Annotated in this window: 32 protein-coding genes and 1 tRNA gene; 26 read left to right on the forward strand and 7 right to left on the reverse strand. The window is 70.0% G+C overall.

Features of this window, described 5'->3' with window-relative positions:
* Window positions 1-57: 57 nt before the first annotated feature.
* From ACIRA5_RS45560 to ACIRA5_RS45575, 4 genes are all read right to left on the reverse strand, one after another.
* The gene (locus tag ACIRA5_RS45560; RefSeq protein ID WP_403702368.1) at window positions 58-1,185 is read right to left on the reverse strand and encodes a PP2C family protein-serine/threonine phosphatase; all 1,128 of its coding nucleotides are present in this window, start codon (window positions 1,183-1,185) and stop codon (window positions 58-60) included.
* Between the two features lie 176 nt (window positions 1,186-1,361).
* On the reverse strand, window positions 1,362-1,553 hold the full coding sequence (locus ACIRA5_RS45565) for a hypothetical protein (RefSeq protein WP_403702099.1): 192 nt from the start codon (window positions 1,551-1,553) through the stop codon (window positions 1,362-1,364).
* Between the two features lie 151 nt (window positions 1,554-1,704).
* Window positions 1,705-1,778 (reverse strand) — tRNA-Met (locus ACIRA5_RS45570).
* A gap of 73 nt (window positions 1,779-1,851) precedes the next feature.
* The gene (locus tag ACIRA5_RS45575; protein WP_403702102.1) at window positions 1,852-2,994 is read right to left on the reverse strand and encodes a dihydrofolate reductase family protein; all 1,143 of its coding nucleotides are present in this window, start codon (window positions 2,992-2,994) and stop codon (window positions 1,852-1,854) included.
* Window positions 2,995-3,066: 72 nt separating this feature from the next.
* Between ACIRA5_RS45575 and ACIRA5_RS45580 the strand changes: the two genes are divergently transcribed.
* Both ACIRA5_RS45580 and ribA read left to right on the forward strand, forming a co-directional pair.
* Window positions 3,067-3,570 carry a MarR family winged helix-turn-helix transcriptional regulator gene (locus ACIRA5_RS45580; protein ID WP_403702105.1) on the forward strand — a complete coding sequence of 168 codons (504 nt, stop codon included), beginning with the start codon at window positions 3,067-3,069 and terminating at the stop codon, window positions 3,568-3,570.
* Between the two features lie 184 nt (window positions 3,571-3,754).
* Window positions 3,755-4,381: a GTP cyclohydrolase II gene (ribA, locus tag ACIRA5_RS45585; protein ID WP_352053426.1), complete on the forward strand. Its 627-nt coding sequence runs from the start codon at window positions 3,755-3,757 to the stop codon at window positions 4,379-4,381.
* A gap of 338 nt (window positions 4,382-4,719) precedes the next feature.
* Here ribA and xerC read toward each other — a convergent pair whose 3' ends face one another.
* Together xerC and ACIRA5_RS45595 are read right to left on the reverse strand one after the other, a co-directional pair.
* Window positions 4,720-6,258: a tyrosine recombinase XerC gene (xerC, locus tag ACIRA5_RS45590; protein WP_403702107.1), complete on the reverse strand. Its 1,539-nt coding sequence runs from the start codon at window positions 6,256-6,258 to the stop codon at window positions 4,720-4,722.
* A 17-nt stretch (window positions 6,259-6,275) separates the two neighbouring features.
* A complete protein-coding gene (locus ACIRA5_RS45595) occupies window positions 6,276-7,061 on the reverse strand; it encodes a helix-turn-helix domain-containing protein (protein WP_403702110.1) in 786 nt (261 codons plus the stop codon).
* A gap of 286 nt (window positions 7,062-7,347) precedes the next feature.
* Here ACIRA5_RS45595 and ACIRA5_RS45600 point away from each other — a divergent pair, with 286 nt between their 5' ends.
* The 20 genes from ACIRA5_RS45600 (at window position 7,348) to ACIRA5_RS45695 (ending at window position 23,432) form a co-directional block, all read left to right on the forward strand.
* Window positions 7,348-7,635, forward strand: a complete 288-nt coding sequence (locus ACIRA5_RS45600) for a hypothetical protein (RefSeq protein WP_403702370.1) — start codon at window positions 7,348-7,350, stop codon at window positions 7,633-7,635.
* Between the two features lie 107 nt (window positions 7,636-7,742).
* Window positions 7,743-8,180, forward strand: a complete 438-nt coding sequence (locus ACIRA5_RS45605) for a hypothetical protein (RefSeq protein WP_403702112.1) — start codon at window positions 7,743-7,745, stop codon at window positions 8,178-8,180.
* A complete protein-coding gene (locus ACIRA5_RS45610; RefSeq protein ID WP_403702115.1) occupies window positions 8,177-8,698 on the forward strand; it encodes a hypothetical protein in 522 nt (173 codons plus the stop codon). Before ACIRA5_RS45605 ends, ACIRA5_RS45610 begins: the two co-directional genes overlap by 4 nt.
* Entirely contained in the window at window positions 8,695-8,952 is a 258-nt protein-coding gene (locus ACIRA5_RS45615; RefSeq protein ID WP_403702118.1) for a hypothetical protein, read from the forward strand. The genes ACIRA5_RS45610 and ACIRA5_RS45615 overlap by 4 nt, the downstream gene beginning before the upstream one ends.
* Window positions 8,949-11,624 carry a bifunctional DNA primase/polymerase gene (locus ACIRA5_RS45620; protein ID WP_403702121.1) on the forward strand — a complete coding sequence of 892 codons (2,676 nt, stop codon included), beginning with the start codon at window positions 8,949-8,951 and terminating at the stop codon, window positions 11,622-11,624. Before ACIRA5_RS45615 ends, ACIRA5_RS45620 begins: the two co-directional genes overlap by 4 nt.
* 336 nt (window positions 11,625-11,960) lie before the next feature.
* Window positions 11,961-13,589 carry a DEAD/DEAH box helicase gene (locus tag ACIRA5_RS45625; RefSeq protein ID WP_403702124.1) on the forward strand — a complete coding sequence of 543 codons (1,629 nt, stop codon included), beginning with the start codon at window positions 11,961-11,963 and terminating at the stop codon, window positions 13,587-13,589.
* Window positions 13,590-13,699: 110 nt separating this feature from the next.
* Window positions 13,700-14,488 carry a hypothetical protein gene (locus tag ACIRA5_RS45630; protein ID WP_403702127.1) on the forward strand — a complete coding sequence of 263 codons (789 nt, stop codon included), beginning with the start codon at window positions 13,700-13,702 and terminating at the stop codon, window positions 14,486-14,488.
* On the forward strand, window positions 14,485-15,189 hold the full coding sequence (locus ACIRA5_RS45635) for a hypothetical protein (protein WP_403702129.1): 705 nt from the start codon (window positions 14,485-14,487) through the stop codon (window positions 15,187-15,189). Before ACIRA5_RS45630 ends, ACIRA5_RS45635 begins: the two co-directional genes overlap by 4 nt.
* 26 nt (window positions 15,190-15,215) lie before the next feature.
* A complete protein-coding gene (locus ACIRA5_RS45640) occupies window positions 15,216-15,383 on the forward strand; it encodes a hypothetical protein (RefSeq protein ID WP_403702132.1) in 168 nt (55 codons plus the stop codon).
* Window positions 15,380-16,084: a hypothetical protein gene (locus ACIRA5_RS45645; RefSeq protein WP_403702135.1), complete on the forward strand. Its 705-nt coding sequence runs from the start codon at window positions 15,380-15,382 to the stop codon at window positions 16,082-16,084. The genes ACIRA5_RS45640 and ACIRA5_RS45645 overlap by 4 nt, the downstream gene beginning before the upstream one ends.
* Before the next feature lie 310 nt (window positions 16,085-16,394).
* A complete protein-coding gene (locus ACIRA5_RS45650) occupies window positions 16,395-16,643 on the forward strand; it encodes a hypothetical protein (protein ID WP_403702137.1) in 249 nt (82 codons plus the stop codon).
* Window positions 16,640-17,056, forward strand: a complete 417-nt coding sequence (locus ACIRA5_RS45655) for a DUF6907 domain-containing protein (protein ID WP_403702140.1) — start codon at window positions 16,640-16,642, stop codon at window positions 17,054-17,056. Before ACIRA5_RS45650 ends, ACIRA5_RS45655 begins: the two co-directional genes overlap by 4 nt.
* Window positions 17,053-18,171, forward strand: a complete 1,119-nt coding sequence (locus ACIRA5_RS45660) for a hypothetical protein (RefSeq protein WP_403702143.1) — start codon at window positions 17,053-17,055, stop codon at window positions 18,169-18,171. The genes ACIRA5_RS45655 and ACIRA5_RS45660 overlap by 4 nt, the downstream gene beginning before the upstream one ends.
* On the forward strand, window positions 18,168-18,344 hold the full coding sequence (locus tag ACIRA5_RS45665) for a hypothetical protein (protein ID WP_403702146.1): 177 nt from the start codon (window positions 18,168-18,170) through the stop codon (window positions 18,342-18,344). Before ACIRA5_RS45660 ends, ACIRA5_RS45665 begins: the two co-directional genes overlap by 4 nt.
* Window positions 18,341-18,652: a hypothetical protein gene (locus ACIRA5_RS45670; RefSeq protein ID WP_403702149.1), complete on the forward strand. Its 312-nt coding sequence runs from the start codon at window positions 18,341-18,343 to the stop codon at window positions 18,650-18,652. The genes ACIRA5_RS45665 and ACIRA5_RS45670 overlap by 4 nt, the downstream gene beginning before the upstream one ends.
* A gap of 96 nt (window positions 18,653-18,748) precedes the next feature.
* Window positions 18,749-18,964 carry a hypothetical protein gene (locus ACIRA5_RS45675; RefSeq protein WP_403702152.1) on the forward strand — a complete coding sequence of 72 codons (216 nt, stop codon included), beginning with the start codon at window positions 18,749-18,751 and terminating at the stop codon, window positions 18,962-18,964.
* Window positions 18,957-19,127, forward strand: a complete 171-nt coding sequence (locus ACIRA5_RS45680; RefSeq protein WP_403702154.1) for a DUF6257 family protein — start codon at window positions 18,957-18,959, stop codon at window positions 19,125-19,127. The genes ACIRA5_RS45675 and ACIRA5_RS45680 overlap by 8 nt, the downstream gene beginning before the upstream one ends.
* A gap of 85 nt (window positions 19,128-19,212) precedes the next feature.
* On the forward strand, window positions 19,213-21,297 hold the full coding sequence (locus ACIRA5_RS45685) for an FtsK/SpoIIIE domain-containing protein (protein WP_403702156.1): 2,085 nt from the start codon (window positions 19,213-19,215) through the stop codon (window positions 21,295-21,297).
* 189 nt (window positions 21,298-21,486) lie between these two features.
* Window positions 21,487-21,687 (forward strand): hypothetical protein, encoded by a 201-nt coding sequence (locus ACIRA5_RS45690; RefSeq protein WP_403702159.1) that lies wholly within the window; start codon window positions 21,487-21,489, stop codon window positions 21,685-21,687.
* A gap of 146 nt (window positions 21,688-21,833) precedes the next feature.
* Complete coding sequence (locus ACIRA5_RS45695) at window positions 21,834-23,432, forward strand: hypothetical protein (protein ID WP_403702162.1); 1,599 nt, start codon at window positions 21,834-21,836, stop codon at window positions 23,430-23,432.
* A gap of 76 nt (window positions 23,433-23,508) precedes the next feature.
* On the opposite strand, the gene ACIRA5_RS45700 is transcribed toward ACIRA5_RS45695, so the two are convergent.
* Window positions 23,509-23,676, reverse strand: a complete 168-nt coding sequence (locus ACIRA5_RS45700; protein WP_403702165.1) for a hypothetical protein — start codon at window positions 23,674-23,676, stop codon at window positions 23,509-23,511.
* Window positions 23,677-23,707: 31 nt separating this feature from the next.
* On the opposite strand from ACIRA5_RS45700, the gene ACIRA5_RS45705 reads away from it, so the two are divergent.
* From ACIRA5_RS45705 to ACIRA5_RS45720, 4 genes are read left to right on the forward strand one after another with little or no spacing between them, the layout of a single operon-like run.
* A complete protein-coding gene (locus ACIRA5_RS45705; protein ID WP_403702168.1) occupies window positions 23,708-24,091 on the forward strand; it encodes a holin in 384 nt (127 codons plus the stop codon).
* A complete protein-coding gene (locus tag ACIRA5_RS45710) occupies window positions 24,088-24,309 on the forward strand; it encodes a hypothetical protein (RefSeq protein WP_403702170.1) in 222 nt (73 codons plus the stop codon). Before ACIRA5_RS45705 ends, ACIRA5_RS45710 begins: the two co-directional genes overlap by 4 nt.
* 38 nt (window positions 24,310-24,347) lie before the next feature.
* Window positions 24,348-24,608, forward strand: coding sequence for a hypothetical protein (locus tag ACIRA5_RS45715; protein ID WP_403702173.1), 261 nt, complete (start codon window positions 24,348-24,350; stop codon window positions 24,606-24,608).
* Window positions 24,605-24,853: a hypothetical protein gene (locus ACIRA5_RS45720; RefSeq protein ID WP_403702176.1), complete on the forward strand. Its 249-nt coding sequence runs from the start codon at window positions 24,605-24,607 to the stop codon at window positions 24,851-24,853. The genes ACIRA5_RS45715 and ACIRA5_RS45720 overlap by 4 nt, the downstream gene beginning before the upstream one ends.
* Window positions 24,854-25,031 lie beyond the last annotated feature (178 nt).

Below are 25,031 nucleotides of genomic sequence, written 5' to 3' on the forward strand. Positions count from 1 at the left end.
GAGGGGCATCGACCGATCACCCCTCGTGATATCGATCAAGAACGCCCCTTTCCGTGGCTACGGCCGCCGTACGGCGAGCAGCGCCATGTCGTCCGTCAGGGCGCCGCCCGTGTGCAGCCGGACCTCCTCCACGAGCGTGGCCAGCAGGGCGTCGGGGCCGGGGAAGGTCCGTCCGGCCAGGCGCGCGGCCGGATCGTAGAAGCGCCCCTGCACGTCGCGGGCCTCTGACAGTCCGTCCGTGTAGAAGAGGAGCGTGGCCCCGTGCGGGAACTCCGTCTCCTCGGCGCGGTCCGGCCAGCTGCCCAACTCGCCCATGCCCAGCGGCAGCGCGGGGTGCGCGGCGGCGAGCGTGACCAGCGTTCCGTCCGCGTGCAGAAGCAGCGGCGCCGGGTGGCCGCGGTTGACGATCCTCACGAGGCCGCCCTCGTGCGTGATCTCCGCGAGGACGGCGGTGGTGAACCCCTCGAAGGCGTCGAGGCCCTCGCGCCGGGTGCCCTCGCGGGCCAGCGCACGCTCCAGCCGCTGCGCGACCGCCTCCGGTGCGACCTCCTGCTCGGCCGCCTCCCGGAACGCCCCGATGACCACGGCGACGGCGGCCACCGCGTCCATGCCCTTCCCGCGTACGTCGCCCACGGCCAGCCGTACGCCGTGCGGGGAGTCCTGCACCGCGTACAGGTCGCCGCCGATGAACGCGCCCGCCTGCGCGGCCTCGTAGCGCGCGGCGACGTCGAGGCCGCCGATCCGCTGGTCGGGTTCCGGCAGGACGGCACGCTGGGCCGCCTCGGCGATCTGGTGGGCCGAGGCGAGTCGTTCGTCGGTGCGGCGGACGAGGATGTTGATGAGCACGGCCAGCACGCCGACGGTCGCCACGGTGGCGCCCTCCGTGAGCGCGTCCACCTTGAAGACGATGCCGAGCCGGATGTGGACCGTGAGCACCACGGCGAGCGCCGTGACGCCGGTGAGCACGGTGCCGCGCAGCGAGAAGAGCGGGGCGGCCACGAGCGGCGCGGCCGTGAAGAGGGGGCCGGCGGTGAAGGCCATCGGGGTGAAGTAGTCGTAGAACGCGCCGACCAGGATGAGCAGCGCGGGCAGCACCCGGACGAGGCTGCGCGCGCAGGAGATCCGGCTGCGGTCCGCCTCGGGCCGGCGGGGCACCGGCTCGTCCCCCAGCCCCGGATCGGGCACGGGGTCCTCGGGCAGCCGCCCACCGGACCGGTCGTACTGCTCGTCACCTGGCTTCTCGTACGGCTCGCCGTACGGCGCCTCGGCCCGCTGCGCGCCTCCTTGCTGCTGCCCCACCCGTCCAGGCTTCCCGGCACGGGGGCGGGGGGCGAGCGGTGGGGGGCCGACCGGGGGACGCGTCAGTCCGAGGCCGACCACCGGACGCCGCCCGCTCCGCCGCGCCCGTGGTGGTGCCCGGCCGGGGCGACGACGGTCCCGCCGTCCGGCACGAAGTCATGACCGCCGTGACAGGCCCCGAGGAACAGCGCGCACACGGCGAGCAGCAGCGCGAGCGCCGGCGCGCGCCGGACCAGCCACCGAGGACGACTCATAGTGAGCGGAAGACTACAGAAAGTCGGGTCGGCAGGGAAAACCGGGGTGGGACGGTGAACGGGAAAACCGGGCGGCAGGAAAACCGGGACGGTGAACGGGAAAAAACCAAGGGCCGGAACTCGTTTCCGAGTTCCGGCCCTTGGCCTTCAGTAGCGGGGACAGGATTTGAACCTGCGACCTCTGGGTTATGAGCCCAGCGAGCTACCGAGCTGCTCCACCCCGCGTCGTTGAAATTAGTGTACGCCATCCACGGGGCCCGATTCACCAGGCTTTTCGCGGACGACCGCGAGGCCGCCGCTACCCGGCCGCGAGAAGGTGACGATTGGGCGCCACGGCCCGCTCCTCGAACTCCGGCAGTACGACGACGTCCGCCCCCGCGGCCACGAGCAGACCGTTCCCGTCGGCCTCCGTCACGAACGTGTCGGGCTCGCGCCACGCGGTGACCACCCGCCGTACCCCCGCGTCGAGGATCAGCCGCGCACAGGGCGCGGGCCGGGACGCCCGCCGCGCGCACGGCTCCAGGCTGCTGTACACGGTGGCGGAGCGCAGCCGCGGATCCGCGGGATCGATCTTCGCGAGCGCCGCCTCCTCGGCGTGCACGACGGGGTCGTCGCCCTCCCGCGAGTGTCCTCGCGCCAGCTCGGTGCCGTCGGCCGCCACCACCACCGCCCCTACGCTGAACGCGGTCTCCGACGGCGGACACAGCGCCGCCAGCTCGCAGGCGACTCCCAGCCAGTGCCGGTCCGCGGCGGAGGCGAGGGCGCCTTCCCCGGGTGCGGTGGGGACGTAGCGGATGAGGACGACGTCCCCGACCGGCCGTGTCTCCACCAGCCGCATCCGGCCCGGCGGATATCCCCCGGGTCCGAACAGCCGTGGCGCGTGCGGCTCCCCCACGAAGAGCGGCGCGACGGCGAGCTGCAGCTCGTCCGCCAGCCCCTGTGTCATCAGCTGGGTGTGCACGCGCCCCCCGCCCTCGACCATGAGCCGCCGCACTCCGCGGACGTCGTGGAGGTGTGCGAGCACGACGCGCCAGTCCAGCTCGGCGCCGGTCGGGACCACGTCGACGTCCAGTCCGCGCAGGGTGTCGGTGGCGCGTTCGGCGCCCTTGTCCGTCGTATAGACGACCTTCTCGCCGCCCGTGTGCCAGAACTGGGCGTCCGGGTCGAGATCGCCGGAGCCGCTGACGGTGACCTTGAGCGGGTACTCCGGGCGCCCGGCGGCGACCCGCGCCGCCCGCCGCTCGGCGGAGTTGACCAGCAGCCGGGGGTTGTCCGCGCGGATGGTGCCGGCGCCGATCAGGATCGCGTCGCTGGACGCCCGTACCTCGTCGACCCGGTCGAAGTCGGCCGGGCCCGAGAGCAGCAGGCGCTCGGGGCCGGTGTCGTCCAGGAAGCCGTCGAGGGAGACGGCGGCGGACAACAGGACATAGGGGTGGGGCATGAGGCGCACTCTCCAGCTCCGAGCGCAGGGCTCCTAGTGGTTCAAGTTTTAAACAATACCTAGACTGTCGGCATGACGACCCGCTGGCTCTCCCCTGCCGAGCAGCGCGCCTGGCGCGCGTACATCGGCGCCGCCTCGCTCCTGGAGGACACGATCGACCGGCAGCTCCAGGCCGAGACCGGCATGCCCCACCTTTACTACTCCATCCTGGCCATGCTGTCCGAGGCACCGGACCGGCGGCTGCGGATGACCGATCTCGCCGAGACCCTGAAGATCACCCGCAGTCGGCTGACGTACGGCGTGACCCGGCTGGCGAACGACGGTCTGGTGCGCCGGGAGGGCTGCCACAGCGACAAACGCACCCAGGTCGCGGTCCTCACGGACGAAGGGATGGCCGTTCTGGAGCGGGCGGCCCCGGGTCACGCGGAGCAGGTCATGACGGCGGTCTTCGACCGGCTGACCCCTGAGCAGGTGGGGCAGCTGGAGGAGATCTGCGAGGCCATCACCCGCGGCATCCAGGGGGAGAATCCCGGGGCCTGCGGGGAAGATCTGCCGTGGCGACGGCGTTCTTCGTGAGTCGGCGACGGCGTTCCCCGTGAGCCGTACGGCAGCACTCTTGGTGAGCCGTGCGACACAGAACCGAGCAAAACCGTTGCTTGAACTTTAAAGCACCGTGTACTGTCTGTCTCCGAGGCAGTGCTTCAAAACTGAAGCACCACCGGCACAACTCGCACCACACCCGCTGGACCGGAGAGACAACATGCGCGAATTCCCCACCGCCACGGTGCGCACCCGCGTCACTGTGCCCCTGCGCTTCGGCGACGGCTACTCGGTCGACGCGGAGTTGGTCACCTTCCACGGCCTCACCGACGACAAGGAACACCTCGCCGTCGTGCTCGGCAAGCCCGGCGCGACCCCGCTGGTGCGGCTCCACTCCGAATGCCTGACCGGTGACGTCTTCGGCTCGGCCCGCTGCGACTGCGGCCCGCAGCTGCGCGAGGCGGTGGAGCAGATCGCGGAGCGCGGCGGAGTGCTCCTGTACCTCCGTCAGGAGGGCCGCGGCATCGGCCTCTACAACAAGCTCGACGCGTACGCCCTCCAGGACCAGGGCCTCGACACCTACGCCGCCAACGCCGCCCTCGGCCTGCCCGAGGACGGCCGCGACTACACCGCGGCGGCCCAGATGCTCCAGGCCCTCGGCATCGACGACCTGGACCTGCTCTCCAACAACCCGGACAAGGCCGAGCAGCTGCGCGACCTCGGCGTCACGGTCTCCCACCGCGTCCCGACGGGCGTCTTCACCACGGCCCACAACGTGCGCTACCTGCGCGCCAAGGTCCTCCAGACCCAGCACACACTCCCCCTGCCGGAACTCACGGCAGGCTGAGCCACCGGGCCCCACACCCCCCGGACACGCCGAAGCCCCAGGTCAGATTCCCTCTGACCTGGGGCTTTTCGGTAGACCCTGTGGGACTCGAACCCACAACCAATGGATTAAAAGTCTGCGGACCCCTCGGACCGCCCAATTCCGGCTGATGTCGCCCCATGCCGGGGCTCACCGGTAAGTGCTGGTCACGGCGGGGTACTCACAATCTGAGTACCCCTCGCCATGCCGTCTTGTGCCGCTCCGTATCGGACTGTTCCGGGACGTTCGGCCGAGCAATGGCCGAGCAGAAAGGCCCCGCCACCTGCAGTGACGAGGCCTCGCTTGTTCCACCAACAAGGCTACTCCGCAGCCGGAGCCGAGTCACCCCTGCGCGTCCGGGGGACAAGCGCGGCCGCCTTCTCGGCGATCTCCTTGTCCACCTCTGGCAGCAGGCTCGTGTACGTGTCTGACGTCAGCGTGATCGTGGAATGCCGGAGCGTCTCCTTGATCGAGTGGAGATCACCGCCGCCTGCGTGCTGCACCGTCGCCGACACGTGCCGCAGGTCCCGCAAGTTGATGGGCGGCAGGTTCGTGCCTGCGCAGATCCGGCGGAACGTCTTCGACACCACGTCCGGGTGCAGCCACTCGCCCGTCTCCGTCGTGAAGACCTTGCCCGTCTCCACCCACTTGCCGCCGGCCGTCTCCTTCTCCTGCAGCTGCCTGGCCTGGTGCTCGCGCAGCACCTGCACCGTGACGCTGTCCAGGCCGATCGTGCCCGCGCTGCCGTCTGTCTTCGGCTCCGTCTCCACAGGAGTCCAGCCGTCCACCACGATCTCCTTCGCGACGGTCAGCAGGCCCTCGTCGAGGTTCACGTCCGCCCAGGCCTGGCCGACGCCTTCGCCGCGCCGCAGCCCACGGAAGCCGACCAAGTGAAAGAAGGCGTACAGCCGTTCGCTCTCCGCAGCGTCGAGGAACGCGCCGAACTGGACTGGGGTCCACACCATGACGGGTCCCGGCTTCTCGCCCGTTTCCCGCCACCGTGCGACCCGTTCCTCCGTCCATAGTTGCGGCTTCGGTCGCCGTCCGGAGCCGAGTTCGACATGGGCCGCGGCGTTGAAGGTGATGAGCTGCCGTGCGATCGCCGCGTTCAGCGCGGTCCGCAGCGTGCGCCGTATGGACTGTTTCGACGCGGGTCCCGTGATGCGCCGGTACGGCTTCATTTCGGCAAGCTTGGCGCGCTCCTCCTCGAGGGCCGCCCGCTCAGCCGCCTTCGGTGAACCGGGCCGGCCGCGCGTACACCGCTTCACCTGCTCGCGCCTCGCGGCATTCTCCGCGGCAATCGTCTCGCTGTCCTCGTCGATGCCGTCGAACATCTCCACCAGGTGGCCGACATTCAGCCGGTCGAGCCGCAAGTGCCCAATGCGCGGCTTGAGATGGACACGGACGTGTGAGGCGTAGCTGTTCGTCGTCGTCTTGCGCGTCTTCTTGGCAGCGAGCCAGACGTCCAGCCACTCGGCCACGGTCATCTTGCCGTCGAGCGGCACGCCAACGCCTAGCTTGCGGGACACTTCGGTCGGTTCGGGGATGTCGCCGCGCGTCTTCATGAGTCCGGTGAGCAGGTCGCCGACACGTTGCAGCCCGTCCTCGTCGTCCCCGGGCAGGTCGAGGATGGCGCGGATCCGGTCGAGGTCGGTCTGCGCGTCGGTGACCTTGGCGTAGCCGGTGCGCCGGAAACGCCGCCGATTCCCCTCGGCGTCGACGGGCAGCTCCTGGTGCAGCTCGTGGTTGCCGTGCGAACGCTTCGACAGCTGCGGGCACTTCGCGCCCAGCCGCCTGCCGTCCGTGCCACGGCACTCGCACCGCTTACTGATGCCGCCGGCGCGGCGGGACGCGGGCATGTGACCCCTTTCAGGAATTAGAGCGACTCATCCTCGTCCTGCTTCTTCTTCAGTTCCTCAATCTCGAGGGTCAGCCGCTTCCATTCTTCCTCAGCCCAGGCCTCGTGGCGTGCCGTCTCTTCTGCCATCTGCTTGTGACGCTCTTTGAGTTCCTCGCGACTGATCAGCGGGCGGTCGCTGTTGATGTCCTTGACGGTGTACTCAACCTCTTCGGCCCTGCTGGCCTGAGCTGCAAGAATGTGCATGGCGTGGTCATCCTTGACGCCGAAATGGGCGGCGGTATGAACAAGCTTCCGGCCGGCTTCCAGTGCTTTCCGAACCGCCTTCTTGTAGTCCTCTTCAACCCGCCCGGCTTCTTCCCAGGCGGCTTGGTACTTGAGCCGCGCAGCCAGTACCTGGAGTTCGGGGCTGTCCTCACGCATCTGGCCAGAGAAGAACTCCATGTACTGGATACCGAGGGCGTCGGCGATGTCCCACAGCTCGTTAACCCTCCAGGGGCGTTCGCCGCGCTCCATCTTCGCCAGTTGCGACTGGCTCAGCCTGACCCGGTCGGGCCTCTCGGCCAGCTTGTCCGCGACCTGCTGCTGTGACAGCCCGAGGGCTTGCCGGATGCGCCGCAGGTTGAAGCTGGCCAGCCGCTCCATATCCCCGGCGTCACCGAGCTGGCCTCGGGTCGCGTTCTTGATGGGATCCGTCGGCTCAAGGTGCTCATCCACCTCGTGGGAGACCGCCTCGGTGTGCTTCGCGTACTCGGCGAACTCGTCCGCCTCTTTCTCGTCGGACTGAGCGTCATAGTTCGGCATGGACTGAACTTAGCAGCCCCCCACCGACTGATCGCAACACCTACGCGCCACACCTCGCGGAGTCGGCTGGATTGTCACAGTCCGACATGGACTGAAGAACTTAGACCGAGAACGACTTGACATGGGTGCACTCGGGGGTACAGTCGTCCCACTAGTCCAGTACGGCACGAGAAACTAAGCGGATCTGGACTGATGTAAGCGGATCTGATGGATGTCAGCTGATGTGAAACGACATCCGAACGGCGCCACCGCAAGCCCCAAAGAGGGAGAAATGACCGCACAGACCATGCAGAAGACGCCGGCCGAGCGCGGCATGCAGCTTGCCGAGCTGCTCGCTCTGCCGGTCGCGTTCGACCTGGACACCTCGAACCGCGCCCTGCAGCTCGGACGGACCAAGGGGTTCGACCTGGCGAAGCGCGGCGAGTACCCGGTCCGCATCCTGCGGGTGGGACGCGCCTACCGAGTGACGCGCGCCGACCTGCTGCGCGCCCTGGGGATCGACCCCAACAGCGACGGCCCCGGGTCTAGCCACCCGGAGCCGTCTGACGAGAACAGCCTCATCCACCAGCGCTAACCAGCAAGACGGCGACGCCCGGGGTCTAGCCACCCCATTAGCGCCGCCGCCGGAAAGAGAACGTCCTCATGGCAATTCAAGCACAGCCCTCAGCGGCGTCAACGGCGATGCCGGCCCCGAGATCCCAGTGCGTCCGCCTCGTCCTCGAAGCCGAGATCTTCCAGGACCTCGAAGGCGGCCCCGACGAACTCGTCGTCACCACCGACGAGCTCGCGTGCGAGCCGGTCGCCCCCGCCCGCCTGCGCCGCATGGTCGCCGACGCCCGCGCCACGCTCGACGCAATCGAACGCCTCGCCCGTAGGTACGAGGCCGAGGACACCCTCCGCGCCATCCTCGCCGAGCACGACCTGACCCTCGTCGAGGTCGCCATGGACGAGGTCGCCGAGTTCGGCCCCGACCTGGCCGCCCGCCTCCAGTGCTGGTCCGGCAAGGAGAACGGCCGCCAGATCGTGTGGGTGCCCCAGGGGCAGGACCCCGTCGAGCGGGTCGACGCCATAGCCAAGCTCGTCAACGACCTGGCGGACCAGGCGGGGGTGCAGGTATGAGCATCCGTACCTTCTCCGGCGCGCACCCGTACCGGCCGCAGTGCGTGGTCGAGTCCACCGCGCGGCTCCTTGAGACTCTGCTGCCGGACACCGCGGCCGAGCTCGCAGTCCTGAACGCCGAGCGCATCACCAAGGCGATCGACGCAGGCATCTGCCCCCGCTGCTCCGACCCGCTGCGGCCCGACGACGCGCCCGCCGACTGGCGCCCGGCCGGATCGCGGGCCACCAACTGCCGGTGCATCCCCGTCTGCGAGACCTGCGCGAGCTGGGTCGAACCGATCCTCGGGCCGACCGCCGTCACGGCCTGGCCCACCGACGAGGACGACGGCGACGAGGTCACCCGCAAGGAGGTCGAGGCCGAACTGGTCGAGCAGCTGAAGGCGCAGGCCGGCCTCGCCGTCATGACTGTCGGCCCCGGCGGCCTCGACCTCAGCGCCGTGCAGCTCCGCCCGAACCCGGGCGGCTGGCTTGAGCGCGGCTACGACGACACCGCCGACGAGCAGGAGCGCCAGGCGTGACCGTCCAGCAGAACACCGCGACGGCTGGGGGCGTAGCTACACCCGCCCCCGGCCGTCCGGCCGACGGCAAGCCGAAGCCCGACTGCAAGCACTGGATCGGCGCCGAGCAGCGCCACTGCCGAGAGGGCAAGGGCGTCCGGCTGTACATCCAGGGCCACCGCTGCCCCGCCCACACCCCGTCCGCCCTGCAGGGCAAGCCCGAGCCGCAGCCGGGTCCCGGCTGGCCCATCTACCGCCAGGAGCAGTGTTCGTGAACGACGCACAGACACCTGACCTCCGGGCTTCCGCTCGCGAGCTGCACGACGCTGGCCTCTGCGTCCTTCCCGTCAAGGCCGACGGCAGTAAGGCCCCCGACGTCCGGTCCTGGACCCCATACAAGGTCAACAGGTCCACGCCGGAGGAGCACGACGACTGGTTCGGAGACGGCAGGCGTACCGGCATCGGCGTCGTCACTGGCGCCGTCTCCGGCAACATCGAACTGATCGAGTTCGAGGGCCTGGCCGTTCGGGAGGGCGTCCTCGACGAGGTCGCCGAGCTCGCTGCCAACAGCGGACTCGGCGACCTCTGGGAAGCCGTCACAACCGGCTGGGCAGACCGGTCGCCCTCTGGCGGCGTCCACTACAAGGTCATCGTCAAGGGCAGGCCCGCAGCTGGGAACACAAAGCTCGCCCGTCGCCTCGCCCGCGAGGACGAGTACACGCCGGAAGAACGCCAGCGTGTCGCCGAGAAGCCCAACGCGAAGATCGTGCGGGTCCTGATCGAGACGCGCGGCGAGGGCGGCTTCGTCGTCATCGCGCCGTCGCACGGCTCCACTCACCCGAGCGGCGAGCCGTATGTCCGGGTCTCCGGTGGCCCCTCCACCATGGCCGTCGTCGAACCGGAAGACCTCGATGCCCTGTACGCCCTGTGCCAGGCGCACGACGCGATGCCGACCGACGAGAAGGCGAAGACCGCTCCGCGGCCCAAGCGCGAACTGCCCGCGGGCCACGTCCGGCCGGGCGACGACTTCGAGAACCGGACCGACTGGCCCGAGATCATCGGCGACGAGCTCGATCCGATCTTCACGCGCGGCAACACCACGTACTGGCGTCGCAAGGGGAAGAACCAGGGGATCTCGGCAACGACCGGGCACGCGGCGGACCGGGACCGGCTGTACGTCTTCACCACTTCGACGGTGTTCGAGTCCGAGACGCCCTACGACAAGTTCGCCGCCTACACGCACCTGACACAGGGTGGCACCAGCACCGAGCACTTCAAGCGGGCCGCCGCCGAGCTGCGCGGGCGAGGGTTCGGCTCCGAGCCGCCGCGCCAGCGACTGCAGTCGGTGCCCCGCCAGGCCGGCGGGCACTTCACGGACGGGTCCTCGGCCATCGATCCGGGCTCGGTGCCCGACGAGCAGGAGACGGCGAGCGCCGGACCGGACCTCCGGATCGTCGTCAACAAGCCCGAGCTGGACATCACCAATGAGGCCGATGCCATCGACGGACTGCTCGACATCATGCGTGCCAACCAGTTGCCCGACCTGTATAAGCGGTCCAGCGGCCCGTGCTGGGTGTACGAGGACGACCAGGGCAACCCGCTCGTCAAGCAGCTGGGCACCGACAACCTGCGCGCCTACCTCGGCGACCACGTCACCACCTACCAAGTCGTCAAGGACCCCTTCACCGAGGGCACCAAGGAAGTCCGCGAGCTCTTCATGCCGAAGACCTGCGGGACGATCCTCGGCCGCAAGGACTGGCCCCTGATGCCGCTCCGCGGAATCGTCACCTCGCCTGTCGTTCGGCCCGACGGATCTCTCGTGCAAGCACCGGGCTACGACCGGGGCACCGGCCTGTATATGCACCCGCGCGTGCCGCTCCGCCGCCTGCAGCCGCAGGTATCGAAGGAATCTGTAGAGCGGGCCAAGGACATCGTCCTGAACCAGATGCTCGCCGACTTCCCGTTCGTCGCAAACTCCGATCGGGCGCAGTATCTTGGCGCGCTTCTGTCGCCGATCATCCGGCCCTACGTTCCCGGTCCGACACCGCTCGTCGTCATCACCGGCACCTCGCAGGCCTCCGGCAAGACCCTCCTGAAGGACGTGTTCGGGCGCCTCTACGGCCTGGCCGAAACCCCCTGGGCCGAGAACGACGCCGAGCTGCGCAAGGCCATCACGGCAAAGATGTGGGACTGCGGCGACCCAATCATCGCCATGGACAACCTGCCCAACGGGCACATCATCAAGAGCCCCATCCTGTCGTCCCTCGTCACCAGCGCCACCTGGAGCGACAGGCTGCTCGGCAGCACCAGCAGCGTCACCATGCCGAACGACCGGCTGTGGGTCCTGACCGGCAACAACCTGCGCACCGGCGGGGACAACGGGCGCCGCACCCTCTGGGTTCGCCTCGACCCCGACTGTCCCAACCCGGACCAGCGCGACAACTTCACGGTCGGCGACCTCCGCATCTGGCTCGCGGAGAACGCCTCCACGATCGTCGCCGCCCTCGTCACCATGGTCCGCGGCTGGCTCGCCGACGGCGCCAAGACCATCAACACCCGCATGGGCGACTACTCGCCCTGGGCATCCGTCATCGCCGGGATCCTCGACTACCTCAAGGTGCCCGGCTGGCTCGCCGACCGAGGCGAGGCCAGCGCGGCACTGGACGACGAGGCCCAGGAGTGGGCGGCCTTCCTGACGGACTGGCACCAGAAGATCGGCACCGACCCGGTCACCACGAAGGCGCTGCTCGGCCTGAAGGACACGGTGCCGCAGCTGCACAACGGCGACCTGCCGTCCGGGAAACAGCTGGGCCACTGGCTGAAGGCGCGGCAGGGCCGCTACTTCGAGGACCTCAAGGTCGTCCTGGTCTACGACAGTCACCTGAAGCAGAACACCTGGCGCGTCGAGCAGCACGTCGACAAGGGCACCGGGCGGGCTGAGCGGTGACCGCCGCGACGAGAACCCCGCAATCCGCGGGGTTTACCCGCAACCCGAAAAGCGGCCCTGACCTGCGCGTTCACGGGGATGCGGGGAATTGCGGGGAGTGGCGCTACCTCACCCGTATAGGGAACGCATCACACACACCATGTGCAACACACGGTGCAGTGCGTCACCAAAAAAATCTCCGGTCTCTATATGTCAAGACCTCCAAAACATTCCGGAGAACCCCGCAAACCCTGCTTGGTCGCAGCTCAGAGCCGGTTTGGGCTCGCTCCGACATCCCCGCAGAGAACCCCGCAGCATCCCCGCAGAACCCCGCAGCGACGAACCGAGGTGACCGCCATGTCTGAAACGCCCGAGACGTTCACCCCGCGGCCGTACCAGGTCGACGCCATCAAGGCGCTCACCGCCGGCTGGCAGGGCCCCAACAACCGGCTCGCCGTGGTCCTCCCGACCGGCGCCGGGAAGACCGTCGTCTTCGCCAACCTGATCAGCGAGCTCCTCGACCAGCTGAACGGCCACCGCGCCCTCGTCATCGCGCACCGCGAAGAACTCATCGGCCAGGCCGCCGAGAAGATCCGCGCCGTCCGCCCCGACCTGCGAGTTGGCATCGTCAAGGCCGAGCGCGACGAGCACCAGGACGCCGACGTCATCGTCGCCAGCGTCCAGACCCTGGCCGTCGAACGCCGCCGCCAGGCCATCCGAGACATCGGCCTCGTCATCGTCGACGAATGCCACCACGCCGCCGCCTCCAGCTACATGACGGTGCTCGAGCACTTCGGCGCCTGGCGAGGCGTACCCGTCGCCGGGTTCACGGCCACGATGACCCGCGCCGACGGCGGCCTCGCCGACGTCTGGCAAGAGGTCGTCTTCACCCTCGACATCCTGGAGATGATCGAGGACGGCTACCTGTGCGACGTCCGCGGGAAGCGCGTCATCGTCGACGGCCTCGACCTCGACTCAGTCAAGACCCGCCACGGTGACCTCCAGGACGGGCAACTCGGCCAGGCCCTCGAGGACTCCGACGCTGGCCCGGTCGTCGCCAAGGCCTACCAGGAGCACGCCGCCGACCGGCCCGGCGTCGTCTTCACGCCCACCGTCGACACTGCCCAGTCGATGGCCGAAGCCTTCACCGCCGCCGGCCTGCCCGCGGCCGCCGTCTGGGGCGACATGCCCCGCGACGACCGCGCCGCCACCCTCGACCGGTACCGGGCCGGAGACCTCCAGATCCTTACAAATTGCATGGTCCTCACAGAAGGCTTTGACGCACCGTGGACGTCGTGCGCGGTCATCGCCCGCCCCACCAAGTCGGCAGGCCTGTACTGCCAGATGGCAGGCCGGGCGCTGCGCCTGTTCGAGGGCAAGAAGGACGCGCTGATCCTCGACGTGATGGGCGCCTCGACCCGGCACAAGCTGGCGTCGATCGTCGACCTCACCGGCCGTGAAGTTCCCGAACCGGCCGAGGATCAGACCCTTCGCGAGGCCGTGCGGGAGGCCGAGGAGAAGGCGCAGCGGCGCATCGACCTGTCCCGCGTGCAGGTCGAGGAGATCGACCTGTTCCACGGGTCGTCATCCCGCTGGCTGAAGACGGACAGCGGCGTCTGGTTCATACCTGTCGCCGATGCCACCTACGTCTTCCTGGTCCGTAACCCGGTCGACCGGACGTACTGGCTGCGCCGCTTCGACATCAACAACGGTCTCGTCGCCCCCAAGAACGACGTCGCGCTGCCGCTGACGGCCGCCAAGGCGTGGCTGGAGCAGCAGGCCCGCGCCTTGGGCGGACGGTGGCTTGCCACCCGCTCGGCCCCGTGGCGCAGCAAGCCGGCGAGCGTCAAGCAGCTCAACTTCTGCCGCCTCAAGCAGATTCCGGTCCCGCCCGGCGCCACGGCGGGCGAGGTGTCCGACCTTCAGGCCGTGCATCAGTTCACCACCATCCTCGGCCGCCTCAACGCCAGGGCCATGGCCGCATGACCGGCAGGGAGTTCGACGTGCAGCACGACTTCAGTCGTGGGGATATCCCCACGGTTCACGACCTGGATGGGGCAGCAGGCCACGCAGGTGTAGGCCGCCCGCCCACAACCGTGGGGCAAACGCCCACGGTTGCCGACCCCGACGACGTGGTGATCGAGGTGACCGAGGCCGAGTTCCACGCCTCCGCCTCCGCCGCCCTCGCCCGGCTCGGCCTGACCTACGCCGAGCTCGAAGACCAGGCCCGCCGCCGCGACTTCACCACAGCCCAAGCCCACAGCCTGTGGATATCTATCGGCGGCGCCATCAGCCCCGACCTGCTTGACCCGCCAGTCGTGACCGAGACGGTCACGGTTGCCCAGGCGGCAACGCAGGTTCCCCGCGTCATCGGGCTGGACCTGAGCCTGACGTGCACCGGGGTGGCAGGCGAGGGCTGGACGGACATCATCCGCCCCAAGGCCGGACTGCGTGGGCACCCCCGGCTCGCCTTCATCGTCGAGCGGGTCGTCGACCACATCGGCGGCGCGCAGCTGGTCGTCATCGAGGGCCCGTCGTTCGGCGGCGGTGTCGCCCACCGGCACGAAGACCTCGCCGGCCTGCGCGTGATGGTGCGTCACGCCTGCTGGCGCCGAGGGATCCCCTACGCGGTCGTCCCACCGTCCTGTCGGGCCCTGTACGCCACCGGCAAAGGCTCCGGCTCCAAAGGCGCCGTTCGGGACGCCGTGCGCGCCCGCTACGGCGTCGACTGCGACGGGGTTGGCCGCTACGACCAGGCCGACGCCTACGTCCTGTGCGCCATGGGCCTGCACCACCTCGGCTGGCCGCTCGCGGTACTGCCGGACGACAACCGCCGCGGCCTCGAGGGATGCCAGTGGCCCGACACGGAAGGGCTCGCAGCATGAGCGACCGCGATGATCCGCCGCTGATCTTCTGGGGGCGCTGCCGGTCCGGGCGCCGCTGGTTCTGGACCGCCAGCGAACACGACGGCGACCAGGCCCACGGATGGGCCGAAACCAAAGACGAAGCCGCCCGCCGCGCCAACGCCGCCGCCGTCAAGCTCGCCGCCGGCCGGTACGCCAACATCCAGATCCTGCACGGCGTCGCAGACAGACGGCTCAAGGTGCTCAACGCCGAGAAACGGTCGGCCAGGCCGCCGAGGAGCGCACACACGGAATCCGTCCCGCCGCCCAGCGCGGTCGGCTACCTGTACGCGATCGAGCCCGGCCGCTACGACCTCGACGACCAGACGTGGATCCACGGCCGGATCGTCAACTTCCCCATCACCAAGAAGACCGCCAAGCGCATCTACTACCTGCGACCCCGCGGCCCCTTGGAGTGGGAACCCGGCTACGTCGACCGGCAGGACCTCGAACAGCACGGCTCCGTGCACGTCCCGTACTGGCATCTCCTCTTCGCCGAGCCGCCCGAGTTGCCACCAGCCCGCGCTGTGCGTGCCCGGCGGCGCTGGCCAGACCCGGCCCTGCCCGACCTCAAGGCTTTGAAGGCCGCCATGGCTGACGCCCACCCCGACCGCGGCGGTACCAGCGAAGCCTTCATCGCTGCCCGCGAGAAGTACGAGCGCGCCCGCCGCCGGGCCGCCTGACCGCCAGCTACCGAAAGGACACCGCCATGACCGACCACGACCTCCAGCTGCTCATCATCGGCATCGCCATCGGCATGGACCTGATGCTGCTCGTCCAGATCCTCTTCGGAATCCTCGACGACCGGCGCGACCGCAAGGTGGTCCGCGCGGCCGAGGCCCGGCTGAAGGCCTCGCAGAGCAGGGCCGCGGCGTGACTGCGTCCTGCGGGCTCTGTGAGCGCGGCCTCGAGCATGGCTACCTCTGCCCGGGCGACACGCTTGCCCTCGCCGAGCGCCTCGACCGGGCGCCGCGACTGTACGAGGCCCTCGCCGCGTTCCTGCACCCCGGTGGACGTCGCCCCGAGCTGGGCCGCTCCCGCCCCGCTGAGGCGCCCCTGCCCATATCCGAGCCCGCGTTCAACCTCCGCGGGCCCGGTGGCATCGTCGGCGTCCTGGAGGACTGGCGCAGCGCCATGCAGGCCGACCGCGGCTGGGGCCAGCCCGCCATCGAGGGCACCATCGGGCGGCGGATCGCCGTCGCCGCACGTGCGCTGTCCATCAACCTCGAATGGATCGCGGCGAGCTGGCCCATGGCCGGCGCGTTCGCCGAGGAGATCCGGGACCTGGAGCGGGACGTCGCGTCGATCGTCAACCCGCGCGACCCGAAGGACCGGCCGCGCCGCCTGGGCTACTGCCCGACCCTGCTTGACGAGGTGCTGTGCGGAGCCGTGGTCGCGCTGCTGCCGGGCCGGACGTCGGTGTCATGCAGCTGGTGCGGCGCGGAGTGGCCGCCGGAGAAGTGGGTCGTCCTCGCCCAGGCGCAGGACGACAACAAGGAGGCCCTCGCGGCCCGACAGAAGGAGGCGGCTACTCCGGCTTCGGGGGACGCTTCGGAAGTTCGTCCGTCTCGTGTGTGAGCCAGCGCAGGAAGTCGCGGATCGCGGCGCCTCTGTTGCGGGCGCCGACTGCGGCGCCCGCCTTGGCCCACAGATCTTTCTCGACCCGGACCGTCTGGCGGGGCGTCTTCTCGACGTTCGGCATCAGCTCTCCAGTCTCGTCATGACACCCCGAGGTTAGCCCTTGCGGTGTCATGACACCAGGGTCTACGGTGGGTGTCATGACACCGGGCAAGCGCCCAGGTGCCACAACTGAATACGGCCCCCGCCGGTGCTACCAACACCGAACGGAGGCCTGACCGCCAACCTTGATCAAAGCAAGGAGACGGCTATGGCCGATCTTTCCATGCCCGCATGCGAGAGCAACACCGCCTACGAGCCGCTGCACGGCCCGGACGACGTGACCCCGGAGCCCGCGTCCCTCGACATCGAGATCGCCGTCACCCGGCGGATCCTCGAGGAGACCGCAGCCCTCAACATCCACGACCACACGGACATGCTGAAGGCCGCCGTCGCGCTCAACTGCCGCGTCCGTGGCCTGCTCGCCGCCGTGGCCGCCGAGCGGGGTGAGGGCCAGTGAGCACCGAGCCGCCCCGCGTCCCGCAGTCGCCCCGCTACCGGCAGGGCACGGTCACCCTCCAGACCGAGGACCACGGCGAAGTCGCCGTGCCGGAACCCGTCTGGTGCACAGGCCACGACAACGAGTACGTCGGCCACCTCGCCGACCTCACCCACAACGGCGTACACGTCCGAGCCGGGGCCGCCACCTACGCACACGGCTACCTCGAGCTCCTGGACGCCTACATCAGCCACGCCCCCTACGGCGAGCTGCACCCCGAGGCGCACCCGCTGCTCTCCCTGCACCTCGACCTCGACCTCGACGCCACCCCCGAGGACGCCCGCACGGTCGCCCAGGCCCTCCGGGTCGCATCCCTCCGCATCGACCGTGTCGCCGCCGAGACCGAGCGCCTCCGCAACGGGGGTGCCCGATGACGACCCGGGAGCTCACCAGGGGGCAGGGCGTCGTCCTCGGCGCCGCGGCCGTCGCCATGGTCGTCGTCGGAGGCTTCGGCGCCTGGGGCACGTACAGCAACGCCGTCGCCGAGTTCCACCGCCAGGCGACCGCGGCCGGCGTCGTCGCCGCGGGCGAGGGCCTGACTCTCATCCTCGCCCTGATCATGCTCGGGCGGACGATGCTCAACCAGGCGTCCCCCGGCGTCGTCCGGGGCGGCATGTGGGTCGCCCCGGTGTCCGCCAGCTGCATCGGCATCTCCATCGCCAACGACACCCGCGAGGCCGCCGTGTACGCGGTCACCCCGCTCGCCATGTCCGGCGCGGCCGAGGGGCTCGGGCTGATCGCCCGCAGCATCGTCGTCTACCGCACCGGCGTGGACGCCGAGGTGATGCGCCACAACGCCGATGCCGCCCGGCAGCTGGCCTTCCACCGCGCCGTCGCCGACGGACACCCCGACAAGCGCAAGCGCAAGCGTGCCGTGCGCCGGTACTGGCGCCTCGCCAGATACGTCGGCGTCGGGGACACCGAGCTCGGCGCCGGCCTGGTCGACGTCCAGCGCATCCGCGTCCGCGACGGAGCTGATGCGGCCCTCGCATCCATGTACGGCGGACAGACTTCCCAGCAGGAAGTAAGTCCCGCTGAGCGACCTCGGTCCGCCTCTGCCACGGAGGTGCTGCGCGCCCGCTTCGCAGACATGGACCCGGCCGACGCCATCCGCCTCGCACACGATGCGCGACCTGATGCGGCCCCCGTCGAACTCGCCCACCTCCTCGGCACCTACGGGGTTCCCGTGGACGCCGTAGCGGTCGCCCTGGTCCTCGGCCAGACGGCCCCGGAGTACGAGGTGCATCGACCTGATGCGGCTGATGCGCAGCAGGTCGCAGCGCTGGAGCCCGTCACGCTGGAGGCCGCCGTCGTCGAGGCCGCATCCATCCTCGGCCCTGACGCCAAGGCTCGCGAGATCGCCGAGCACGTCGCCCGGCACCGACGCCTAGTCGTCACCGAGCCGTACATCCGCACCGCCCTGTCGAGGGCCGCGAAGAAGGACCAGCCCGACACCCCGGCCACACCGATGGAAGGCGGATACGCATGATGCGCATCCTGTTCGGCGCCATCCTCGGACTCCTCGTCGCCTACCCGACGCTCGGCGCCATCGTCCTGGCCGTCGTCGCCGCGGTCGTCTCGCAGCCCCCGGTCCTGGTGTTCGCCGCCGGCGTCCTGCTGTGGCCGCGCGTGGCCCGCACGGTCCGGGGGTGGGCCCGATGAGCGACGCACTGTCCAAGGCCGAGGCCGCAGCGAGAGAGGCCGCGGTCGACACCGCGGCCGTACAGATCGCGCTGGCCGCTGTCGAGCTGGCGAAGGCGGCGACCGCGCAGCAGCAGGCGCCCGTCCAGGCGCCCGCCCCGGCGCCGCAGTTCGACGCCAAGAAGTGGCTGACCATCGGCGGCCTCGGCATCGCCGGGGGCCTGGTGGCCTCGTTGTTCGCGGTGGCCGTCGCCATCGGCGCCGTATCCGTCGCGATCCTCGCCCTGATCCTGCGCTCCATCTGGCGCGACATCCAGCGCAAGGGCTGACGGCCCTTCCGTCCTCCGCCAGTCGTTGCCTTCCGAGCAACGACTGCGGGGGCGCGGTGGGGTCGGACAGTCCGGCCCGCAACCTGAGGAGAGACCGTGACCCGTGAACAGCGTCTGACCATGGCCAACGCCGCGATGGAAAGGGCCGCCGACCTCGCCCGCGACGCCGAGCTGCACGCCCGCCACAGCGAGTCCCGCCACAGGGCCCAGCCCCTCGCCGCGGCCGGCGCGTTGTGGGTGGCCATCGCCCGCGGCCACGCCGACATCGCCGTCCTGCTGCCCGAGGACGCCCAGGAGGACACCGATGTCTGAGCCGAAGCCGAAGCTCACGTTCTGGGACCGAGCCCGCATCGTCGCCATCGAGGCGCAGGGCGTGAAACGCGCCGCCGCCGGCATCGAGCACCAGCCCGACATCGACCGCCGCATCGAGCGCGTCCGCGAGCAGGCCCGCAAGAGGGCCGCCCGCGGCAAGTAGATCCACCCCGGGGACGGCGTCCGCTGCCAAGAAGACCGCCGTCCCCGGGCGTCCCGCACCCATCACGAGGCAGGAAGCCCCCATCATGACAATCGCCCTCGTCAAGCCGCTACAGGACGCACCCGAGGACGCCCAGGACGCCATCGCAGAAGTCGAGGCCGTCGACCGTCCTGACAACCCCCTCGCCGACTGGCTCACCGTCCCCGACGCCCCGATCCTGCCCGCCTGGGCACGCAACTGGGCATCCGTCCGCGCCAACAGCGGAGCCTTCGCCAAGGTCACCTGGTGGCACACCCGCTACCACGCCCTCCGCAGCCCCAAGTACGGCGTGAAGATCGCCGGATACTCGGCGCGCGGCGCATTCCGCGGCGGCCGCCGCCTGTGGCCCGTCCTCGCCGCCCAGGACCACACCCGCGCCGTCAAAGCTCTCGCCGCCCAGTCCAAGGCCAAGCCCGAGGACGAGGCGCTCGCCCTGCGCTACCAGGTCGCCCACCGAGACCGCACCCTTGCACGCCGCTGGCGCTGGGGTGCCGCCCTCGGCCTGGCCGCCGCCGCATCCGTCGCCCTCAACTACGCCAGCCTCGGCCTGCAGCTCGCCGCCAGCTGCCTCACGTGCGGCGGGCTCTCCGCGATCGGCTGGTCCGACGAAGCCCAGATCCTCGACCACGGCACGCCGCCCCTGCGGATCGCCATGGACGCCCAGCAGCTCAACGACGCCCTGCGCGCCACCGGCCTGCTCAAGCAGGGCAAGGGCGACGACGAAGGCCCCAGGGTCAACTGCATGATGGGGCCGCTTCGCGACGGGAACGGCTGGTCCGTCATCTTCGACCTGCCCAAGGGCGGCGGGAAGACCGCAGCCGACGTCCTCGCCAAGCGCACCGCCATCGCGGCCGAGCTGGGCGTCGACGAGATCCAGGTCATCATGAGCCGCGTCCGCGCCCACGGCGGCGGCAACGCGGGACGCGTCAACATGTGGGTCGCCGACGACGACCCCTATCTCGCCGACCCCGTCCCCTCACCGCTGGCCAGCCTCGATACGTTCAGCGTGTGGGACCCGATCCCCTTCGGCCAGGACGCCCGAGGACGCCGCATCGACGTCCCCGTCGTCTGGCAGTCCATGTTCTTCGGCGGCCTGCCCCGACGCGGCAAGACCTTCACCCAGCGCCTCATGTCCGCCGCCGGCATCCTCGACCCGTGGGTGCGGCACTACGTCGCCGACGGCAAGGGCGGAGCCGACTGGATGCCCGCGAAGGCCGTCGCCCACCGCCTCGTCATGGGCGCCGAGGACGACGCCATCGCCGCACTGAAGGCGATGCTCAAAGAGCTCATCGCCGAGATGGAATACCGGTTCGCCCTGTTCAGGTCGCTGCCCACCTCGCTGTGCCCCGAGGGCAAGCTCACCAAGCAGATCGTGGAGAAGTACAAGCTGCCGTTCATCTTCGTCACCGTCGACGAGCTGCAGGAATACCTCACCGCCATGGAGAAGGAGGAGCGCGACCAGGTCATCTCCGACCTGTGCCGCGTCGCCCGCCGCGGCCCCGCCGCCGGATTCATCTGCAACTTCGCCAGCCAGCGGCCCGACGCCGAATCCGTGCCCACCAAGCTCCGCGAGATCATCACCCTGCGGTACTCCACCCAGGTCGTCGACCAGACGTCCTCCGACATGGTCCTCGGCAAGGGCAAGGCGTCCCAGGGCGCCGACGCGTCCGTCCTGTCCGAGGAACACCGGGGTGTAGGCGTCCTCGTCACCGGACCCGCCTCGTTCGTCACCGTCAAGGCCGACCTGCTCGACGGCCCCGGCTTCGCCGCGATCTGCGCCAAGGGGCGCGCCCTGCGCCAGGCCGTCGGCCAGCTCACCGGCGACGCGGCGAGCGACGTCACCGCGGCAGCCGAGGAGTGCGGCATCAACATCCCGGCCGTCATCACCGACGTCCTGGAGGTCATGCGGCACTCCAGCCGCATGTTCACCGTCGACCTGCTCTCCGGCCTGGTGAACCTCGACGAGGACACCTACGGCGACTGGGACGCCGAGAAGCTCGCCTACGAGCTCGACAAGGCCGGCGTCAACCGGGCCAGTAAGCAGGTGAAGATCGAGGGCAAGTCCCTCGCCGGATATCAGCGGCGCGACGTCGAGGACGCCGTCCCCGTCGAGCTCCTCGCCGCCCGGTAGAGGCCACCCCTTCTACCCGCCCCTCTACCGAAGCCCTTCCTCGGCCCCCATCACCACAAGCTCCATGGTCATGGGGGCCCATTACCAAGGTCATGCCCCCGGTCATGGGCGCCCACCTGCAAGGTCATGGGGGTAGAGGGGGTACGCGGTACCCCCCAACCAGGCGCCCCAGGCGGCATCATGGAGGCCATGGAGTCGCTGAACATCCGGCCCGGCCACCTCACCGCCCACCAGACCGCGCGGACCCTCGGCATCAGCCTCGACGGCGTCCGCCAGCTCGTCCGACGCGGCCAGCTCACACGCTCCGGCGGCAGCCCCCGACAGCCCTGGTACGCCGTCCAGGACGTCACCGCGCTCGCCCTCAAGAGGGCCACCCGCAACGCCGCTTGACCGCAGGTCAGGGCCGTGTCACGATCCGGGTGTACAACTGTGCCCTCAACCGGCACCACAGACGCACGCGAAGCCCCGACTCGGTCCCCCCGGTCGGGGCTTCGTCGTGTCAGCAACACCCGGCCCGCGACGCCCTGGAGGTGGCCATGCCCTTCCCCGCCGGCGCCACCACGATCACACTGACCGGCACCTTCCCGGTCCCCGTCGGCGGCACCGCCCGCGATGGGGAGGTCATCTTCACTCCGACCGCAGTCCTCGTCGACTCCACCCAGCACGCCATCTACAGCGGCGGCGGGCCAGTCGCCCTCGACGCCAGCGGCCACTTCAGCGCCCTGCTGCTCTGCAACGACGACACCGACATCCAGCCCACCGGCTGGCGCTGGCGCGTCGACGAGCGGCCCGCAGGCGGCACCCGGCGTCCCCCCTACTTCATCGACCTGCCCTCCACGCTCGGAGCGTCGGTCGACCTCTCGCAGTTGGCCCCGGTCTCCGCGCCCGACGGCAGCGGCCAAAGCCTCCCGCCCACCGGCCCCGCCGGAGGAGCGCTCACCGGCTCGTACCCCAACCCGCAGCTGTCCGCGGCGACCACCGCCTCGTTCGTCACCACCACGGATCCCCGCCTGGCGGACGCGCGCACGCCGACCGCACACGCGGCCACGCACGGCTCAGGTGGGACCGACCCCGTGACGGTCGCACAGTCGCAAGTAACCGGCCTCGCCGCATCCCTTGCCGCACTGCTCGCCAAGACAGGCGGCACCCTGACAGGCGACCTCGTCATCGACGGCGCGAACCTCACCGTGACCCGGGCCGACGACACCGGCGGCTACCGCTTCCGCGTCACCGGCTCCGGCCTCGACCTGGAGATCGCAGGCCTCGACGTCTTCGTGTCCAAGTGGGCGAACGCCGACTTCACCGGCGCCCAGACCAACGTGATGCGGTGGGAGGGCGCTGGCCCGCACCTCATCGGCCGCAGCGTCTTCGGCACGGGCCCGTTCGACGAGGTGCACCACATCGACGCGACCACCGGCGTCGCTGGCCTCGGCGCGAAGAACGCGCTGACCAACATCAGGCTCGCGGGGAGGCGCGCGACCACTGGCGCTCCCACCACTGGTACGTGGACCGCAGGCGACGCCATCCTCGACTCGGCAGGCGCCTGGTACCTGTGCACGGCGGATGGTACGCCCGGCACCTGGCAGACGGCGACACCGCCCATCAACGCCTGGACACCCCAAGACCACGGACTCTCGGCGTGGTCCTTCGATCCGGCCTCGTCGTCCACCACCGGCACGACGCTGTCCGCCGGATTCATCTACCTCGTCGAGCTGCAGCTCCGCCAGCCGACGACCCTGAACAAGGTGCACGCCGTCCTCGGCGCCGCCGGATCAGGCCTGACCGCCAGCCAGTGCCTGGCCGGCTACTACGACACCGCGGGCAACAGAGTCGGCCTCACCGCCGACCAGTCCGCCGTGTGGAACAGCGCCGGCAACAAGGCCATGAACCTGCTGGCCCCGTACTCGGCGCCCGCCGGGAAGGTGTACGCCGCGTTCCTGTTCAACGGAACGACCAGCCCAACCTTCGCCTGCGGGTCCACGCTCGGCGCAGCCTTCACCCCGGGCAACGCCAACCTCACCGCAGGCGCCTACCGGTTCTGCCGCAGCGCCGCCGGACAGACAGCCCTGCCCGCCACCATCACGCTGTCCGGCTACACCCCGGACGCGAACAACGTGTGGGCAGCGGCCAGCTGACACCATGAACGAACGGCGGCGCGGAGGACGGGTAGCGGCCGTCAGCGTGCAGGAAGGGAGCCTGCCCGCGCCGCCGTTACCCCCTCGGTCGCCGCTTCATCGCCGCTGAGGCCAGGACGCCGAGGATCACCGCGGCCCCCACGATCACGCCTGGCCACCACGTGATCAACCGGCAGCCGATCATCAACACCAGGCCAGCCACGACGATGCCGAGCGGCACGTCCAACTTCTTCATGTCCACCACCCCCAAGAGCGGACACGGTAGCGGAGGTGGCATGCCCAAGTCCCAGAGCTGGCGCGTCTGCTCGGTACCCCGGTGCCCGGAGTACACGCAGCACGGGAAGTGCGACGACCACCGCCGCGAGGCGGAGAAGCAGCGGGGCAGCGCACGGCAGCGCGGCTACGGCAAGGGCCACGTGACCCGCTTCCGTCCTGGTGTCCTCGCCCGCGATCCACTGTGCGTGTGCACCAACGAGACGTGCGGACACCGCGGACCGTGCGGTCAGCCCAGCGTGCACGCCGACCACTGGCCACTCAGCCGGCGCGAGCTGGTCGCTGCAGGCCTCGACCCCAACGATCCGGAGCATGGTCGTGGTCTGTGCGGTCCATGCCACAGCAGCAGCACGGCACGCGAGCAGCCAGGAGGATGGAACCGATGACCACGAAGGCCAAGGCCAAGGCCGACGACGAGACGCCGCAGGACATCAGCGAGGCGCAGCCGACCGAGGTGACGCAGTCGCTGTGCGGGAAGCCGCACTTCCTGCCCGCTCTCACCCACGTCACATGCACTCAGCCGGAACCCGACCCCGACCTCCCGCCCGGCACCCCCGACCACCAGCACCAGCACCTCGACGGTGACGCGCTCTACATCTGGTGACAACCACGGCTCGCACCACAGACAGGGAAGGCGAACCGATGGCACGGCACCACGTAGAGATCCGCACCGAGGGCACACGCGGCCAAGTCCTCATCGACGGACACGACATCGCCAAGGCCGTGACCAACCTGTCGTTCACAGCTGGCATCGACCAGCAGTGCCCGACGCTGCGCCTCGACCTGCAGCTCATCGACGTCACCGAGCTGGGCAGCGTCGAAGCGGACGTGGTGCTCGGCAACGGCGTGGCCGAGGCGCTGCAGGTGCTCGGCTGGACGCCGCCGAAGGACGCCGAAGGGTGAACGAGGAAGCGAGGCCCATCGGTGACGTCCTCGACGGCCTCGGCATCGAGGCGACCCTCGACGAGACCAGCGGCGAGCTGGTGGCCGGCGCCGTGGTGCTGCTCAAGGTGATCGACACCGACGGCGACGTGCGCCTGAGCATGGCCTACTCGGACGGTCTCGGCTGGATCGAGCGCGCCGGCATGCTTCGGATCGCCGAGAGCATGGAGTCCGGGACGTCCAGGCTGGCCGGCGAAGGTCCGTGACTCTGGGTGACATTCACCATGATCACCCCGGGGGAGGGACCCCAAACCAAGATCCAACAAAGACCGCCGGGGAGGTGACTCCCTGGTCTGGCGGGTTCAGAGCCTTGGTGATCTTGACTCCGCTGTCACGCAATGTGATGGCACTGACGTCGCGCAACGCGGCCAACTGGAGTGATCA

It is taken from the genome of Streptomyces sp. NPDC096311, assembly GCF_044763085.1.
GTDB lineage: Bacteria > Actinomycetota > Actinomycetes > Streptomycetales > Streptomycetaceae > Streptomyces.